This is a genomic window from Nocardia fusca NBRC 14340 (assembly GCF_001618425.1).
GTDB classification, from domain to species: domain Bacteria; phylum Actinomycetota; class Actinomycetes; order Mycobacteriales; family Mycobacteriaceae; genus Nocardia; species Nocardia fusca.
The window spans coordinates 73,122-89,728 of the sequence record NZ_BDCU01000038.1; the positions used below are offsets into that span (position 1 = coordinate 73,122).

16 protein-coding genes are annotated in these 16,607 nt (G+C 61.9%); 10 read left to right on the top strand and 6 right to left on the bottom strand.

The features are described from left to right. Nucleotide 1 precedes the first annotated feature (1 nt). The 4 genes from NF4_RS24440 to NF4_RS24460 are packed head-to-tail and all read right to left on the bottom strand — an operon-like array spanning nucleotide 2 to nucleotide 4,341. Complete coding sequence (locus NF4_RS24440; protein WP_084533412.1) at nucleotides 2-874, bottom strand: SMP-30/gluconolactonase/LRE family protein; 873 nt, start codon at nucleotides 872-874, stop codon at nucleotides 2-4. 10 nt (nucleotides 875-884) lie between these two features. Beyond that, the gene (locus NF4_RS24450; protein ID WP_063129719.1) at nucleotides 885-2,399 is read right to left on the bottom strand and encodes a class I adenylate-forming enzyme family protein; all 1,515 of its coding nucleotides are present in this window, start codon (nucleotides 2,397-2,399) and stop codon (nucleotides 885-887) included. 14 nt (nucleotides 2,400-2,413) lie between these two features. Continuing rightward, entirely contained in the window at nucleotides 2,414-3,187 is a 774-nt protein-coding gene (locus tag NF4_RS24455) for an SDR family NAD(P)-dependent oxidoreductase (RefSeq protein WP_063129720.1), read from the bottom strand. Continuing rightward, nucleotides 3,184-4,341: an acyl-CoA dehydrogenase family protein gene (locus NF4_RS24460; RefSeq protein WP_157120556.1), complete on the bottom strand. Its 1,158-nt coding sequence runs from the start codon at nucleotides 4,339-4,341 to the stop codon at nucleotides 3,184-3,186. Before NF4_RS24460 ends, NF4_RS24455 begins: the two co-directional genes overlap by 4 nt. 132 nt (nucleotides 4,342-4,473) lie before the next feature. Between NF4_RS24460 and NF4_RS24465 the strand changes: the two genes are divergently transcribed. Beyond that, nucleotides 4,474-5,298, top strand: a complete 825-nt coding sequence (locus NF4_RS24465) for a crotonase/enoyl-CoA hydratase family protein (RefSeq protein ID WP_063129722.1) — start codon at nucleotides 4,474-4,476, stop codon at nucleotides 5,296-5,298. A gap of 125 nt (nucleotides 5,299-5,423) precedes the next feature. On the opposite strand, the gene NF4_RS24470 is transcribed toward NF4_RS24465, so the two are convergent. Beyond that, the gene (locus tag NF4_RS24470) at nucleotides 5,424-6,227 is read right to left on the bottom strand and encodes an enoyl-CoA hydratase/isomerase family protein (RefSeq protein ID WP_063814688.1); all 804 of its coding nucleotides are present in this window, start codon (nucleotides 6,225-6,227) and stop codon (nucleotides 5,424-5,426) included. Then, entirely contained in the window at nucleotides 6,224-7,375 is a 1,152-nt protein-coding gene (locus NF4_RS24475) for a CaiB/BaiF CoA transferase family protein (RefSeq protein ID WP_063129724.1), read from the bottom strand. The genes NF4_RS24470 and NF4_RS24475 overlap by 4 nt, the downstream gene beginning before the upstream one ends. A 166-nt stretch (nucleotides 7,376-7,541) precedes the next feature. Here NF4_RS24475 and NF4_RS24480 point away from each other — a divergent pair, with 166 nt between their 5' ends. The 9 genes from NF4_RS24480 (at nucleotide 7,542) to NF4_RS40130 (ending at nucleotide 16,527) form a co-directional block, all read left to right on the top strand. After that, a complete protein-coding gene (locus NF4_RS24480) occupies nucleotides 7,542-8,876 on the top strand; it encodes an acyl-CoA dehydrogenase family protein (RefSeq protein ID WP_063129725.1) in 1,335 nt (444 codons plus the stop codon). A 1-nt stretch (nucleotide 8,877) separates the two neighbouring features. After that, the gene (locus NF4_RS24485; RefSeq protein WP_063129726.1) at nucleotides 8,878-9,879 is read left to right on the top strand and encodes an NADPH:quinone oxidoreductase family protein; all 1,002 of its coding nucleotides are present in this window, start codon (nucleotides 8,878-8,880) and stop codon (nucleotides 9,877-9,879) included. Between the two features lie 95 nt (nucleotides 9,880-9,974). Beyond that, nucleotides 9,975-10,550: a TetR/AcrR family transcriptional regulator gene (locus NF4_RS24490; RefSeq protein WP_063129727.1), complete on the top strand. Its 576-nt coding sequence runs from the start codon at nucleotides 9,975-9,977 to the stop codon at nucleotides 10,548-10,550. 229 nt (nucleotides 10,551-10,779) lie between these two features. Next, the gene (locus NF4_RS24495; protein WP_084533414.1) at nucleotides 10,780-11,976 is read left to right on the top strand and encodes an ABC transporter substrate-binding protein; all 1,197 of its coding nucleotides are present in this window, start codon (nucleotides 10,780-10,782) and stop codon (nucleotides 11,974-11,976) included. A 13-nt stretch (nucleotides 11,977-11,989) separates the two neighbouring features. Continuing rightward, entirely contained in the window at nucleotides 11,990-12,856 is an 867-nt protein-coding gene (locus tag NF4_RS24500; protein WP_063129729.1) for a branched-chain amino acid ABC transporter permease, read from the top strand. A gap of 67 nt (nucleotides 12,857-12,923) precedes the next feature. Beyond that, complete coding sequence (locus NF4_RS24505) at nucleotides 12,924-14,912, top strand: branched-chain amino acid ABC transporter ATP-binding protein/permease (RefSeq protein WP_198165457.1); 1,989 nt, start codon at nucleotides 12,924-12,926, stop codon at nucleotides 14,910-14,912. Continuing rightward, on the top strand, nucleotides 14,896-15,615 hold the full coding sequence (locus NF4_RS24510) for an ABC transporter ATP-binding protein (protein WP_063129731.1): 720 nt from the start codon (nucleotides 14,896-14,898) through the stop codon (nucleotides 15,613-15,615). Before NF4_RS24505 ends, NF4_RS24510 begins: the two co-directional genes overlap by 17 nt. A gap of 1 nt (nucleotide 15,616) precedes the next feature. Then, a complete protein-coding gene (locus NF4_RS24515; protein WP_063129732.1) occupies nucleotides 15,617-16,072 on the top strand; it encodes an FAS1-like dehydratase domain-containing protein in 456 nt (151 codons plus the stop codon). Beyond that, nucleotides 16,069-16,527, top strand: coding sequence for a MaoC family dehydratase (locus NF4_RS40130; RefSeq protein WP_157120558.1), 459 nt, complete (start codon nucleotides 16,069-16,071; stop codon nucleotides 16,525-16,527). The genes NF4_RS24515 and NF4_RS40130 overlap by 4 nt, the downstream gene beginning before the upstream one ends. The last annotated feature ends 80 nt before the right edge of the window (nucleotides 16,528-16,607 follow it).

Sequence of the window (16,607 nt, forward strand, 5' to 3'; positions counted from 1 at the left end):
CTCAAAACTCAACCCGGCACGGAGCTGTCGGCAGTCCCGGTGTCTCGACACGCGCCCGGAACACGCCGGCTCCACGATCGTTGCCGAGTCCCTCGGAGCCGGAGACGATGTACATGTCTCGAAGATCATCGCCACCGAAGGTCAAGCTCGTCACCATCGGGACGTCGATCTGGATCGACGCGACACGCTGTCCGCTGTGATCGAAGCAACCGACCTGACCGCTGTGCGGCAGCGCGACCCACACATTTCCGGCGGCATCGACGGCGAGCCCGTCAGGTTGTTCGCCGTCCTCGGTCGTCACGAAGGATCGCTTGGTGCCGAGTCCGCCGCGATCGTCGACGTCGTACACATTGACGGTCGACCGCAGCGTATCGGCGTGATAGAGCAATGAGCCATCGGGCGAGAATGCGAGCCCGTTCGTGAGCAGGATTTCGTCGGCCACGATCCGTGCGGAACCATCCAGGTCGATGCAAAACAGCTGGCCCGGTTTATCGGCATCCCGCGATTCCGAAGCGACAAAGGCGAGCGAACCCACATACAGGCGACCTTTGGCATCCACCGTCAAATCGTTGTACCCGACGATGTCGTTGGATGGATCGTTTTCTCGCAACACATGGGTTGCCGTGTCACCACTTCCGACAAGACCCTTCACTGCCACGTTCCGGCCGCTGACAACGAGTCCGCCATTGGCGTGCAGAGCCATTCCACCGATTCCACGCCGGTGCTCGATCACAGTTTCGGTCCGACCCGAGTCGGTGATGCGAAGCACGCCTCCGGCCGTGGCGTCGGCCACGAGTAGACCCTCTGGCGTCCAGAGGGGCCCTTCCAGAAGGCCGTGACCCGTCGAGATCTGTACAGCTTGGATGGTTTCCATGAAGTTCCGATCAGTGCTTGGTTGGAGGATTGCCGGCTGCAAGGACCTGGTCGCGTAGTACGCGCTTCAACGTCTTGCCGGTAGGTCCGCGAGGTAGATCATCGACAACTGAGATCCATGCGGGAACCTTGTAGGAGGCGAGATGGGAAACGCAGTAGTCTCGCAGCAGCTCACCATCTGCTACTTCACCGCCCCGGGTGACCACAAAGCCGACCGGGATCTCGCCGAAGCGCTCATCGGGAACTCCGATTACGGCAGCTTCTGCTACCGAGTAGTGATCGGTCAGCACCGCCTCGATCTCGGCGGGGTAGATGTTCGCACCACCTCGGATGATCATGTCCTTGATCCGTCCGGAGATGTAGATGTTCCCGTCCGCATCGCGACGTCCGAGATCCCCGGAGCGTACCCAGCCGTCGATGATGGTTTCTTTGGTGGCTTCCAGTCTGTTGAAGTATCCGAGCATGTTGCTCGGACTACGGAAGGTGATCTCACCGACCTCGTCGACTGCGACTTCGGATCCGTCTGCGTCGAGTATCCGGATCTCGCTGTCCCCGATAGGAGGGCCGACCGAGTCGGGAACTGGTGAAGACCCGGGTGGAAACCCGGTCAGCGGGGTGCCCTCGGTCATGCCCCAAGCGTTGTAGAGGGTCTTGCCGGTAAGGGCACGCATACGTTCCACCAGACTCCACGGCAGACCGGCTGCCGAAGAGACACATGCCCGGAGGCTGGCGAGGGACCGGGCTTGATCGGGATTCGACTCGATCCATTCGCAAACCATCACGTACATCGTCGGCACCCACATGATGACCGTCGCCTTGTGGCGGTTGATCGTTCGGATCGCCTCGGAGGGATGGAACCGCTCTTCCAGAATCACTGTCGCGCCGATGGCGATATGCCCCATCGCGGCGATGGTGGAGTGCATGATGAATGCAAGCGATCCGTTGATGAGGATCGTATCGTCCGCCGTAGAGCCGACCCATGTGGTCGTTCGGCTGAGCGTAGCCGCGACTCCGGAGTGAGGAAGCACCGCACCTTTGGGGTGGCCGGTGGTGCCGGACGTATAGTGGATCAGAGCAGGGTGCCTGTCTTCCAGATCGATGACTCGCGGCCAGCTACCCCCGTCATCCTCGTCCCGTGACCGGACTTCGGGCTCGACCAGCACGACCATCGGGATCGTCAGGCCATGTGGGATCCGAGGCAGGTTTTTGTCGTCAACGATCACCAATGCCGGAGAACAGTCATCGAGAATGAAGGCGATTTCCGGTTCCGACAAGGCCGGGTTGAGCGGGACCAGAGTTGCACCCCGTGCCAGGCAGGCACAGTAGATTGCCAGCCATTCCGGACGATTGGATGCAAGTAGCGCCACACGATCATCGGTACCGATCTCAGCTGTGTCCAGCTTCGCGGCAGCATCCGAAACAAGTGTTCTGAAGGCCCTTGCCGTCACACCTCGATCTCGGAAGTAGATGATCGGACGGTCCTTGGCGGTCGCCTCGATTCCCATCATGAATTCGACAACATTCATCCTCTGGCCTCTCCCTAGCCGTGCATCGTCAGGCCACCGGAAACACTGATGACTTGGCCCGTGATGAAGGAAGCATCGTCGGTCGCGAGGAATACCGCTATCCCCGCGACGTCTCGAGGCTCTCCCATTCGACGCATAGGTATCGCCTTGGTCATCCGCTCGAGAACGTGCTTGGCACTCGCATCGTCGCCGTCGAGGGCTTCCGTCATCATTCTGGTCCGTGTGGGACCGGGCGCCACGACGTTCAGAGTGATCCCGTGTCGGGCCATCTCCCTCGCGGTCGACTTCGTCAATGCGATCATGCCTGCCTTGCAAGCCGAGTAAACCGCTTGCCCGGTGGACCCGACGCGGCCGGCATCCGACGAAATCGTGACGACCCGGCCACCGGCACGGTCGACCATTTTGCCGAGGACAGCATGTGTCACATTGATCGGACCCTTGAGGTTGATGTCGATAATTCGGTCACGATGGGATTCGTCATTATCGAGGAAAGGTTTGAGAGAGTCCCACCCGGCGTTGTTGACCAGGATGTCGATCGGGCCGAGGGCTTCCTCGATGGCATTCACTCCGTCGACGACTGCAGAGTTGCTGCTGATGTCGGCCACCACGACCGCAGTATGCACACCAGACGCATCCAGCTCCGCAGCAATCGCTCGGGCGGATGCTTCATCGCGATCGATGATGCCGACCGACGCTCCGGACTCGGCCAGGCGCCGCACGATGGCTGCCCCGATTCCATTGCCCCCGCCCGTCACCAGCGCCACCTTGTTCTTCAGCTGTTGAGTCACGCCAGCTCCCTATGAATAAGCATTTTCAAGACTTCGCTGGTTCCTTCGTAGATCTGCAAGATTCGCTGGTCTCGGTAGAGCTTCTCTACCATCCCGCCGCCGGCGAATCCGGCACCACCGAATATCTGCACAGCGTCGCTGCAGACGGACTCGGCCATCTCGGAAGCGAAAAGCTTGGCCATGGCCGATTCCCGCATGGAACGCGCACCGGATTCCTTCAGGGCGGCTGCCCTCAGGTACATCTGTCGCGCGACTTCGATGCTCGTTGCCATCTCGGCGAGTTTGAAGCCGATCGCCTGGTGCTGGAAGATCGGCCGGCCGAAGGTCGCCCTTTCCTTGGCGTAGTCCAGTGCCAGGTCGAACGCTCGCTGCGCGACGCCGACGCTTTGCGCCGCGACTCCGATTCGGCTGGTGTCCAAGCCGTCGAGGATGGTGCGATACCCCGTCCCCACCTCTCCCAGAACATGATCATCGGTGAGCTCGAGGTCATCGAGAGAAATTTGGCAGATGTCGATGACACGGTGACCCATCTTCGGCTCGCGCCGGACGACGTTGTACCCCGGCATGTCCGGCCGGACAAGGAATAGCGTCAATCCACGGGCCCCTGCGTCCGGATCGGTCGTCGCCAGCAAGATGCCCGCCCCCGAAGACGCCCCACCAGTGATCCAGACCTTCTCCCCATTGATGACCCAGCCACCGTCTCGCCTGGTCGCCTTGGTGCGGACCTGGGACAGGTCTGAGCCGGCATGCGCTTCGCTCAGTAGCAGAGATATGTAGTACTCCCCTGCTACCGCCGGTTTGAGAAACTCCTCCTGCTGCCAAGGAGTGCCGAGCTCGGCAAGCTTCGATCCGAACGGAAAGTTGGTCCCGCCGACCTGGTTGGCGATGGCGCAATCTCCCTGGGCGAGCTCTTCGATCATGAGCGCCCATGCCGTCACTCCCGCCCCGGCGCCGCCGAAGTCCGGATCTACGGCGAGGCCGAAGAACCCCTGTTCCCCTAGTTCCCGCCAGACCTTTTCGGGAACTTCGCCCGCGCTCTCCCACTGTTGGATGTACGGCGAGATCTCGCGCGCGACGTAGCTACGCGTGACATCCCGTACCGAGAGCTGGAGATCCGTCAGCATGCGCACCTGCTCATTTGAACCGTCCTTCACCGTAGCTCGACCCTCAATTTATATAATGATGAATCATTATTGTCAATATTGGCCGAATGCCGTACGTTCCCATGAGCGAAGGCGCTCGTACCGACGGCGGGCCGCCCCACCGGACACAAAGGACAAAACGGCATGCAGCCTCCCGCCTACTCGGCACTTCAGATCTCTGTGACAGAGCACGTCGCCACGGTCACGCTGCTCGATACCGGTTCGAATCCGGCGATGGGCATTGCGCACTTCGAGCAGTTGCCGCTGGCGTTTTCCTGGCTGGAAGAATGTGATGATGTACGCGCCGTCGTCGTCCGAGGTTCTGGAAGAGATTTCTCGTTCGGGCTCGACCTGATCGACATGCAACCCTTGCTCGACCTGGCCCGGCCGGGAGCAAGCGCCGGCGAACGTCAGGTCTTCTTGCGATCCATCGCCGAACTCCAAACGGCGTTTTCCAGCGTCGCCAGTATCAACAAGCCGGTCATCGCCGCTGTGGATGGCTGGTGCATCGGCGCCGGCGTGGATCTCATCTCATCGGTCGATGTCCGGCTCGCGACGCAGAGTGCCAAGTTCAGCGTCAGAGAGACCCGTATGGCAATGGTCGCCGACCTCGGTAGCCTTCAACGTCTTGTCGGGATCATCGGCGATGGGCACCTTCGCGAGCTGGTACTGACAGGACGGGACATCGCGGCCGATGAGGCGCGGCAGATCGGTCTGATCAACCGTACCTTCACGGACAGCGAAGCCCTCTATGCGGCCGGCGCGGAACTCGCTCTACAAATGGCAAGCAATTCTCCGCTCGTGCTAGCCGGGATCAAAGAGGTGCTCGGCGCCGAGCGAGAGCGCCGCGTGCAAGCGGGACTCAGGTTCGTTGCCGCATGGAACGCCGCCTTCATGCCCAGCGAAGATCTCCTCGAGGCACGGAACGCATTCCTGGAACGTCGACCAGCCAATTTCACCGGTCGCTGATCCTCCTGCCGGCCCCGGCTCCCGCAGTCCACTACGGAGAGAAGTTCACTGGCTTCCGATCGCCACATCATCCAGTATTTCTCCAGCCCGACGCCGGCGAGCGAACTCATGCGTTGAATGAATGGTCAACTGAGCAAGCGGCTGATGAATTTCGGGCGTCGGCGTTCCTCGAACGCGGCGATCCCCTCCCGAAGATCAGAACCGGAGAAGGAGTCGACCCGCAGCTGCCGGAGCGCGGCGGTCTCGACCGGCCGACCCAGTGCCTGGGAAATGACCAGCTTTGTCAAGCGGATCGCATACTGCGACTGTTCGGCCAACTCGCCGGTGTAGTCGTCGATCTCCTCGTCCAACCGGGTCACTGCTACCACTCTGTCCACCAGCCCGAGGCAGCGTGCGGTCGACGCATCGATTCGACGAGCCGTGAAGAGCAGGTCTCTGGCCGCGCCGACTCCGACGAGCTCGATGAGCCGACGCGTCGAATTCACGCTGTACGCGACACCGAGGCTGGTGGGTGGCGTTGCGAAGGTAGATGTGTCCGAGGCGAAGCGCAGGTCGCAGGCCATTGCGATCTCGAGCCCGCCACCGATGCAGTAGCCGCTGATGCCTGCGATCGTCACTCGTCGGCAGTCCGAGATACTCGACTCCGCCGCGGCGATGGCATCGATGTATGCACGTCCGGCCGCCGGATTTCCGAGGGCCGATCGAAGATCGGATATATCCGCCCCAGCAGCAAAAGCTTCCTTCCCGGCACCGCGGAGGACCACGGCGACGACATCGGGGTGCGACTCGGCTTCGGCGATCAGTCCAGGAATCGCGCGCCACATACCGATATCCAATGCGTTCCGCGCTTCTTGCCGATCGATTGTCAGAAGAGCAACACGGCCTTCGACGGAAAGACGAACGCCACCCCCGGCCTGATCTGCACTCACAGCTTGCCTCCCTCGTCGGCACGGTCCACCCGGCTACGCTCGGCCCCCCGGAACTGCGGTTCGGACGCTCCGAGCTCTGGCGCTGCCCGTTGCCCACCGCGGCGAAACCCTCGATGAACTGGGCTTGGGATCGCCGCGAAACTCTGATCGGCCGTGCTTACGGTCTCCTCGAACGTCTTGCGATACGCCCAATGTGGGTGAGCGAAGGCATCTTCTGGCGTGGTCATGATCGAGACACACACGTCGACACCATCGAAAAGCGACCGCCAGTGGTCCCCGCCGTATCGCAAGAACCGCTCGGCGAGTCCCGCCTGGACGGTGGTCTCGTCGGCATCCGCTGACCTGAGCTCGGCAGGCAGGGCGAGTATGTCGCACAGTCGTTGCCAGAAACGCTCCTCGATGGCAGCCACCGCCACCACGGCGCCGTCGGCCGCCGCGTAAAGCGCATAGCGGGGCGACCCACCGGCCGGATGGGCAGTACCCGGGGCACTCGACCTCCCCGCGACGTCCACCTGGGTCCGTATCCACCAGTGCCAGAAGAACAAGTTCTCGGTCATCGCGACATCCAGGTGAGCCCCGTGTCCGGTCAGTTCGACGGAGCGCAGTGCCAGGAGAATGTTGACGACGGCCGGGTACGCCCCGCCGCCGATATCCGCGATCAACGTCGGCGGAAGATGAGGGACACCATGGGAATACGAGCGGCGCGCCGACGCGAGGAGTCCCGCGTCGACCAGATAATTCAGGTCGTGTCCGGCCTTGGCTGCCAGCGGGCCGTTCTGCCCATATCCGGTAATCGAGCAATAGACGATTCGTGGGTTCAGTGAGCGGACATGTTCGTAGCCGAGCCCCAATCGGTCCATCACTCCGGGACGAAACTGCTCGATCAAGACGTCGGCCTGCGCGATCAGTGGGTCGAGTTCGGCCGCCGCTGAAGAATTCTTCAGATCGATCACGATGCTGCGCTTGCCTCGATTGAGGTTTGTGAAGTCATAGGGGTCGAGGGCCCGCATCTCATCTCCGTTGCCGGGGCGTTCCACCTTGAGAACATCTGCTCCCGCGTCGGATAGGAGCAGACTGGCCAGCGGCCCAGGCACCAGGGTCGAAAAGTCCAGTACCCGGACGCCGACGAGGGGCAAGTGTGACGACATAGGAAAGGACTCTCCGCTTCGATCTGGAACAGTAATGCTGATTCATGAGTATCGCTTTTGCTCTAGTATGCATCAGAGCCTTCCGGTACGCATCAGAGCCGCTGAGTCGAGGAGACAGATCTTGAGATCCCCAGGCACGACCGTGACACCTCCCCCAGGGACAGACATGGACCTGCGATACACCGATCGCAGTCGAGAGCTGCAGCAGCGGTTGAGCGCATTCATGGACCAGCACGTGTATCCGGCCGAACGGGTAGTACATCAAGAGATCGAGCGACTGGGGCCTTGGGCCGTGTATCCGACGCTTCTCGATCTACGCGGAAAGGCCAAGGGCGTCGGATTGTGGAACCTGTTCATGCCCGGGGACCCCGATGGTCAGGGATTGACGAACATGGAGTACGCCCCGCTCGCGGAGATCATGGGACGGGTCCTGTTCGGGGCGGAGGTGTTCAACTGTTCGGCCCCGGATTCGGGGAATATGGAGGTCCTGCACAAATACGGCACTCCCGAACAGAAAGCGCGCTGGTTGTCGCCGTTGCTGGAGGGAACAATCCGTTCGGCCTTCGCGATGACGGAACCGGACGTAGCGTCCTCCGATGCGACGGCCATCTCGAGTTCCATCGTCCGCGACGGAGACGAGTACGTCATCAACGGGCGGAAGTGGTACACGAGTGGTGCGACCCATCCGAACTGCGAACTCATGATATTCATGGGCAGGACGAACCCCGAAGCAGACCGCCACCGGCAGCAGAGCATGGTCCTCATACCCCGCAATACGGCCGGCGTGCACGTTGCTCGGGCGCTGCCGGTATTGGGCTCGTACCTCGACCGCGCGTGTGAGGTCTGGTTCGACGACGTTCGTGTCCCGGTCGGGAACGTCCTGCTGGGAGAGGGCCGGGGGTTCGAAATCGCGCAGGGCCGTCTCGGGCCCGGCCGCATGCACCACTGCATGCGACTGATCGGCCTGAGCGAACGAGTTCTCGAGCGCATGTGTCGGCGCGTCGACAGCCGGAGCACGTTCGGTCGCACCATCTCGGAACAATCCGTCACGCTCGAGCGGATTGCCGAAGCTCGAATCAGTATCGAGCAGGCGCGGCTTCTGACCATGAAGGCTTCCTGGATGATGGACACCGTCGGAAATTCAGCGGCGCGCCAAGAAATCGCGATGATCAAGGTTGCGGCGCCTGCAGTCGCGCACCAGGTCGTGGATTGGGCTATCCAGGCGTTCGGTGGAGCCGGTCTGACGAATGACTTTCTGTTGAGCCCGATGTTCGCCAACTCGCGGTCGATGAGGTTGCTGGACGGCCCCGACGAGGTCCATCGGAATCAGATCGGGCGGCTCGAGCTTCAGCGCCAGCGTGCGAAGTCGAACGCGGAGGCCGCGGCCGAGGTGCTCTCTCGGGACGAGGCGGTTTCGATGTCCGACTCAGGTCTATGGCCTCGCCCGGCAGATTGGCTCAGCGATCCGGCGGCTGCGTCGCCGACAGAGCGGAAGGGCTGAGATGCGCGCGCTGATGTCAGTATTGCCGGGCGGTCCAGAAACCTTGGAATGGGTTGATCTGCCCGAACCTGTACCGCTAGGTGGCGAGGTGCGTATCTCGGTTCGCGCAGTCGGGCTCAACGCGACCGATCTCCTGATGATGCGCGATCTCTATCAAGACAAAGCGGCGCGACCGTACTCGCCCGGCGGCGAAGTCGCCGGGGTCGTCGAGGCATTGGGCGATAACGTACATGACCTGTCGGTTGGTGATCGAGTCGTCGCGATCACCGGCTCAGGGGGGTTGCGCGAGCAGATTGTGCTGCCAACATCGAGCCTGATCCGCATCCCGGGCGGCGTATCGTTCGAGGAAGCAGCCGTCTTGCCCATCGCCTATGCGAGCGCACTTCACGCAGTGCAGGACCGGGCCCGCCTGACATCGGGCGAGCGAGTGCTCGTCACCGGCGCGGGCGCGGGAATCGGCCTTGCGACCGTGCAGATCGCCACAAGGCTGGGGGCCGAAGTGGTGGCTGCTTGTTCGACAAGCGAGAAGGTCGAGGCCGCTCTGGCGGGCGGTGCGGCGCGTGGACTGGCGTATTCGGGCACCGGCGACCAGGTGCCGGATCGCCGGGAGCTTCGGCGACTCTTCGCCGATGCCGTTGGGGAAGTCGGAGCGGACATCGTCGTCGACCCGGTGAGCGGCCCATATGCTGATCCGGCTGCTCGCACTCTGCGCACGGAGGGCCGATACGTGCTGGTCGGATTCGCGGCGGGTGTCGGTCCATTACCGAACAATGTGGTCCTGGTCAAGCAGGCGAAAGTGATCGGGTCCGCTCTCGGTGAGCATTTGAAGGTCCGGCCGGAGCGTCTCGGAACACTGATGGAACAGCTTCTCGACTGGTGCGTATCCGGGGTTTTGAAGCCCGCTATCACGGCCGTGGTACCACTGAACCAGGCCGCCGACGGACTTGACATGCTTGATCGTCGTGCGATCACCGGGAAGGTGGTCGTGCAGGTAAGGAATTGAACCAGTAAGCGGTACGCGTGATGGTACCGGCGAGGAGGAGAGGACCGAGCGTGGCACGAGGGCCCTACAAGCGAAATCCAGAACGAATCTCGGCAATGCGTCGACGGATCATCGAGAGCGCAGCCCGGATCATCGGAGATCGCGGCTATGCCGAGGCGTCGGTGGCCCGAATCGTCGAAGACGTAGGTATTTCTCAAGGGACTTTCTATCGGTACTTCGAGACACGACAAGATCTGTTCGACGTCGTTCTGCCGACCTATGCAGAACGCATGCTCGAGTTCATCCAGGAGCATGTGCCCAAGGATTCGACCGGCCTGGATCGCGAGATGCAGAGGATGCAGGCATTTCTCGATTTTGTGTCAGATCATCCTTGGTTCGCTCGTGTCCTGGACGAAGCGAGCGTCCAGGCCCCTGTTGCAAATGCCGCCTATTTCGACAGGGTGGTCAACGGCTACGTGAGAGCCCTGAACCGAGCGGTCGACCGAGGCGAGATCGAAGGATACGAGCCCGACGAACTGGAGGGGATAGCCATCGCGCTGCTCGCCGCGCGTAACTACTACGCGAAGGTGTATCTCTCCAGCATGGGACGCGTCGGAGAGTCGCGTGCGGCCGTGCTGAAGGGCTATCGCGCCTTTATAGCGCGAGCACTTTTCCTGCCACTTCCCCGATAGCGATCCGGTCGGCCCGGCCTGGCCACCCCTCGAGTTCCGAGGGGTGGCCAGGCTATTTTCATGCACCTTCCGACTCTTTCGGCAGGTCCCATCGTTCCCTGCTGACTGGCAGTTCCGATCGCTACCTATTGACAATCGTGAATCATGATTATAGGTTTTCGGCGTCGCGAAGTGAGCGGCATCACACAGGTCCGGCGCTCAGCGCGGCGATGGCTGAAGGAGTATCTAGATGCACACACGACGGATGGTGGCAGTACTGGCCGCCATGCTCCTCGCCAGTGCCTGCGGCTCGGGCTCGGAGTCGTCGCCCTCGGCCGACAGCGATGCCACGATCGGCGTCATCGGCCCGAAGACGGGGCCGGCCCCGCAGTTCTACCAGGACACTCAGCGCGGGATCGAGCTTGCTGCACCGATTATCGAGAAGCGTTACGGTCTCGAACTCGACTTCGTCTACGCCGACGACGCCGGTTCGCCCGAAGGCGCTTCGAGCGCCGTGCAGAAGCTCCTGAACGAAGACGACGTCGACGCCATTTTCGGTCCTCCGACGTCGGCTCCGGCTCTGCAGATCGCGGAGGTGGTCGCCCGCTCTCGACGTCCGTACCTTTTGGTGTCAGCAAGCAATGCCGACCTGGTCCCGACCGGCGGCGACAAGAATTTTGCGTTCAGAACGCAGTGGTCGGGACCAGTCCTCAACGAGGTCAACAGCCAGGTGGTTTTCTCGGATGTCGATGGAAAGAAACCCGTCGTCGGTATCGCCTACGCAGCAGACGCTTTCGGTCAGGCCGCCGTGGCCCAGTACCGCAAACTAGGGGACGAGCTCGGTGTGAAGGTGGTGGAAGAATCGATGCAGACCGGCGCCACAGACTTCACCGCGGGGGCGAAGCGGCTCCGTGATGCCGGCGTGAATTCGGTTTTCCTCAACTTCACGTCCGGGTCCGACATCGCCACCGTCACGCGCGATATGAAGGTCGTACGCTTCGACCCGCCGCGCAAGACGACGACCAGCAATATTCTCGCCAACTACCGCGAGCTTTCGAAGCCTGCTGAATGGGAAGGCTTGAAGTTTGTTGAGCGTGAGGACTTGAACAGCCCGAACTTCACGAAGGTGCTCGACGCCTACAGGTCGGCCTACGGTGAAGAGCCTCAGTTGCCCACGGTTGTTTACAACGTGTTCTCGGCGCTGGACGCCTACGCCCAGGGGCTGAAGGCCGGCGGCGCCGACCATGGGGCGGTCCGGGATGCAATCGAATCGGTGGCAAGCGTGGAAGTAGAGGGAACGACGTACGAGAAGCCCTTTGCACCAGGTGACGGCGAGTTCTACGACGCAGATGTCGCCAACTGGCACGTGCTGGGATTCGACGACACGCCGGAGGGCGACATCGTAACGTTCGGCACGGTTGCCGACTGCATCAAGCGCGGCTGCTGAAGGGCCGGAACTCGTGGAGATCGTTATAGCGGGACTGGCCGCGGGCGGCTTGTTCGCCCTTGTCGCCCAAGGCTTCGTCCTCACTTTCTTGACCACCAACACCTTGAATTTCGCACTCGGCGAGTTCATGGTGGTTGCCGCTTTCCTCGCGCTGGGAGTCAGCTCATGGGACCGGCTTCCGGCCGCAGCGAAAATCATGCTCGTCATCGTTGTCGTCGGTGCGCTGGGGGCATGGACCTATCGACTGATCGTGCTGCCGTTCAGTTCGGGACACAACGACTCGCGATGGCTCCTTTCAACCGTGGGTCTCTCATTCATCATCATCAATGTGACCACCAACGGTGAAGGTGTGCTGCGCCAGCCACTGGACTACGGCGGAACGGACGGAGTTGTCGAGTTCCTGGGGGCCCGTCTTCAGGCTCAGCAGGGCCTGATCGCCATAACAGCGGTCCTCGTCACGATCGCCTTGGTGACGGTGACCCGAATGACCGGGTTGGGCACCCGCATGCGAGCCGTGTCGGAAGACGCCGAAGCAGCTTCGCTCATGGGCATCTCGTCCCGACGGATCGGAATGATTGCCTATGGCCTGGCCATGTCGGTGGTGGCTCTGGCCGGCATCCTGTGGGCAGCCGAAGTCGGCGTCTCGCCGCAGCTGGGCGAGCCATTGCTCGTGGGTGCATTCGCGGCAGGAATCATCGGCGGCCTCACATCCCTCTGGGGGCCGCTCCTCGGCGGTGGGATCTACGGGCTGGTCACAGCTGCGGTCGGCGACTTCGCCGGCGTCATGTGGGGCGAGGTCTCGGGACTTCTGGTCGTCTTGGCCGTTCTCATGTTCCGACCCGAGGGTCTGCTGGGACGGCGTGTGGAGCTGAAGCTCTGACCCAGCAGCCCGCGAATCGAACACTCGAAGCTCGATCCAGAGACGAGCACGAAGGAACACCATGCACATGCCCTTACCAGCGGCGAAGAACATAATCGCACGCTGGTCCGAAGTCTCGCCGCAGCGTCGAGATGCTCTGTTCGGCATCGCTGTCGTCCTCATCTCCTTTCTCGCTCTGGCCCCCGGGCTCAGTGGTGAAGGGACATCAATTCCTCATATGCAACTGATCGGCCTGATGGCCGCCACGGTCGTGGCGGCTGTGGGACTGAATCTCGTATCGGGGTTTGCCGGTCTCATCTCGCTCGGACAGGGCGCGATGTATGCGGTGGGGGCCTATGTCTTCGGCTACCTCTCTTTCGAGGGCGGCCTGCCAATCCTGCTGGCAGTTCCCATCAGCCTGATCGTGTGCGCTGTTGTCGGCGTGGTCGTAGCCCTGGGAACGGCCCGCCTCCGGGGTCCGCAATTCACCATGATCACTTTGGTCCTGGCGGTACTGGTTCATAAGGTCCTGGTCGAGTGGCCGGTACTCGGCGCCGCATCGGGATATCCGAACACCCTCCAACACCAAACCGGCCTTCTTCCCGACGCGAACGTCCTGGGATTTACGTTTGTGCCGCCCCTTTTCGCCGGCGAGTTCGCTTCGGTGCTCGTGCTGGTGCTCGTGGCAACCGTGGTGGTGCTGGTGTGGTATCGGAACCTGAGCCTGTCGTCATGGGGTCGGTCGCTGAGGGCCGTCGGCGAAAGTGACATCCTCGCTTCGCATCTAGGTGTGCACGTATTTCAGCGGAAGGTCGCTGCGCTGGGCATCTCGAGCGCACTCGCAGGTCTCGGTGGCATCTTCTACGCCCTGCTGTTCGCTCACCTGCAGCCGGAATCGTTCGACGTGTTCTTCTCGATCACGATTCTGCTCGCCGTCATCCTCGGAGGCAGTGGAACTGTCATCGGGCCCGCTGTCGGCGCCGTGATCGTCGTGTGGCTGGAACGGTCAGAGGTGCTGGAGGGTGTCACAGAATTTCAGCGTCAGTACCTGAGTGAACAGTGGTATCTGTCGACGCCTGGGATCATCGGCCTGATTCTCATCGCGGCACTGTTCGCCCTCCCGCACGGAGTCGTAGGAACGATCTCGGACTTCGCTGCCAAGCGAACGCGCCGGAACCTCGCTCGGCTTCCGGCACCCCAACTGCCCTCTCAGCCGCCGTCGACGTCGGGTTTCCTGGCTGTCGATATCGGAGAGACCGACACAGAGGCCCTCTTGGAAGTCGTCCGTGTAACGAAGCAGTTCGGTGGATTGCTGGCAGTCAACGGAGTCGACCTCCACGTACGCCCGGGAAGCATCCATGGCGTAATCGGACCGAATGGGGCCGGCAAATCTTCGTTGGCGAACCTGGTGAGTGGGGCATATCGCCCCGACAGCGGTTCGATCCTCCTGGCCGGGGTCGAAATTTCAGGCCACCGTCCGGACCAGATCACGCGAAAGGGGCTCGCCCGAACGTTTCAGACACCGCAGCTGTTCAATTCGGCTACCGCGCTCGAGAACGTGAAGGCGGGGTTCGCTGACACAGGACAACTTTCGTGGTGGCGGGCCGCATTGAAGCCGCGCGCTCAGTATCGGCGAGAGGCCGAACTCGAGGGGATGGCGGTTGCCCTGTTACGACGCGTGGGCCTCCTCGACGAAGCGTATGTTCTCGCTGGGAGCTTGGCGTACGGCAAGGCGCGTGCACTCGAGATCGCTCGAGCGCTCGCAAGTCAACCAAAGGTGCTGATCTTGGATGAGCCGGCCGCCGGTCTCAACTCGACTGAAGTCATGGAACTGGGGCGCCTGTTGACAGACCTTCGTGCCGATGGTCTCGGCATGGTCCTCGTCGAGCACCACATGGACCTGATCTCGACGGTGGCCGACGAGGTCACATGCTTGGCGCAAGGGACCGTCATCGCCCATGGAACCGCGTCGGACGTCTTGACCGACGAGACGGTGATGGCGGTGTATCTCGGGGCATCCGATTCTTCGCAGGTGGAATCGTTTACCGAAGGGGACAGGTATGAGTCTGGTCGTTGAAGAAGTCAGTTCCGGCTACGGTAGGGCTACGGTCACCAAGTCGATCAGCATGGAGCTTGCGCCCGGCCGAATCTCGGCGTTGATCGGGTCGAACGGCGCAGGCAAATCGACGTTGGCGCGAACAGTGTGCGGTCTGCTGCCTTGCCGGTCCGGGTCCATCGTCCTCGACGGCAAACCCGTCCAGAAGTTGACCGCGGCTCAACGAGCACGCGCCGGCATTGTGATGGTGCCCGAAGGTCGACGACTATTCGCCAGGCTGACCGTCGCGGAGAACATCCGCATGGGATCCTGCGCGGCTGCTGGACGCGGTAGAACATCGTCGCAGCACGTGGAGACGCTTCTCGACGCGTTTCCCATACTCCGCGATCGGTGGAGTCAACGCGCCGGCCATCTGTCCGGCGGAGAACAACAAATGGTGGCCCTGACCCGAGCCGTTGCTTCGGCGCCCAGGTATCTGGTGCTCGATGAACCTTCGCTCGGCCTCAGCCCCAAGCTGACGCAGGAGGTCTTCCGACTGATCCAGCTGATCGCAGACGAGACACGCGCCGGCATCCTCTTGATCGAACAAATGGCCGACGATGCTCTGGGCCTCGCGCAACATGCCCATGTACTCGAGCAGGGGCGAATCACGATCAGCGGGCCGGCCGACGAATTGCGAACTTCGCCGGACGTTCGCGCCGCCTACCTGGGAAGGAGCCACTGAGGTGTCCACCGAACCGACGCAATTCATCGGTCGGCAGCTCGAAAGCTTCGATCGTCACGTGACAAGACAAGCCGTCGGTGAGTTCGCCGCCGCCACTGGCGAAACCGACCCGATGTACTTCGACGTCGCGGTCGCCCGGGAGCTCGGTATGAAGGATATCCCCGCACCGCCCACGTTCATGATCACGCTGGAGATCGACCACCGAGACATCCTTCGCTTCATACGCGAACTCGGGCTCGACACCACAATGGTTCTCCACGGTGAACAAGCGTTTCACTTCCGTTCGCTCGTCTACGCGGGCGACGCGATTCAGGTTCGACGCCGCATCACCGATGCTGGTTTCAAGGGAGGAACCATGACCTACTTGGTGACGCTGAATACGTTTCACCGCGGGGACGAGGTGGTCGCTACGTCCGAATGCACCTGGCTGATCAAGGATCGGCAGGTCATTCGATGATCGACCGAGCTCCTGTGCCCACCGCATTTTTCGGGCCGGTCACCAGATCCATGTTGTCCGAGTACGCTCAGGCCTCCGGGGACAACAATCCTCTTCACCTGAGTGATTCGGCAGCGCAACTGGCGGGGCATCGCGAAGTAATTGCTCAAGGAATGCTATCTATGGCATTTGTCGGTCGGTGGGTGACATCTTGGTGCCCCCTCGAAGAGCTCCGATCTCTGAACTCCCGATTCACCGCTCCCACGCCGTTGGGCTCGCGCCTCAGATGTGAAGGCTATGTCAGTTCCGCGCAACAAGGATCGGTGACAGTCGCCTACACTGTCACGATCGAAAAGAGGGAGGTGGTAACGATTACGGGCACGATTGTGGTCGACTCCGTTGCGCTGGAGCGCTTTGCCGAAGGGCGGGATCGATACCCCGAGATTCGTGGGTCTCGGACAGACGCCGGAGACTGAGGCCGCGCGGATCAACCGGTCACGTCAACACGCCGCCGTCGACCGGAAACACCACACCCGTGATGTCCGCCGCTCCTTCC

Coding starts and splice junctions, on each gene's coding strand:
- NF4_RS24490 (WP_063129727.1), top strand. CDS start 9,975: ATGCGTCGACGGATCATCGAGAGCGCAGCCCGGATCATCGGAGATCGC.
- NF4_RS24440 (WP_084533412.1), bottom strand. CDS start 874: ATGGAAACCATCCAAGCTGTACAGATCTCGACGGGTCACGGCCTTCTG.
- NF4_RS24450 (WP_063129719.1), bottom strand. CDS start 2,399: ATGAATGTTGTCGAATTCATGATGGGAATCGAGGCGACCGCCAAGGAC.
- NF4_RS24480 (WP_063129725.1), top strand. CDS start 7,542: ATGGACCTGCGATACACCGATCGCAGTCGAGAGCTGCAGCAGCGGTTG.
- NF4_RS24485 (WP_063129726.1), top strand. CDS start 8,878: ATGCGCGCGCTGATGTCAGTATTGCCGGGCGGTCCAGAAACCTTGGAA.
- NF4_RS24475 (WP_063129724.1), bottom strand. CDS start 7,375: ATGTCGTCACACTTGCCCCTCGTCGGCGTCCGGGTACTGGACTTTTCG.
- NF4_RS40130 (WP_157120558.1), top strand. CDS start 16,069: ATGATCGACCGAGCTCCTGTGCCCACCGCATTTTTCGGGCCGGTCACC.
- NF4_RS24495 (WP_084533414.1), top strand. CDS start 10,780: ATGCACACACGACGGATGGTGGCAGTACTGGCCGCCATGCTCCTCGCC.
- NF4_RS24510 (WP_063129731.1), top strand. CDS start 14,896: ATGAGTCTGGTCGTTGAAGAAGTCAGTTCCGGCTACGGTAGGGCTACG.
- NF4_RS24505 (WP_198165457.1), top strand. CDS start 12,924: ATGCCCTTACCAGCGGCGAAGAACATAATCGCACGCTGGTCCGAAGTC.
- NF4_RS24465 (WP_063129722.1), top strand. CDS start 4,474: ATGCAGCCTCCCGCCTACTCGGCACTTCAGATCTCTGTGACAGAGCAC.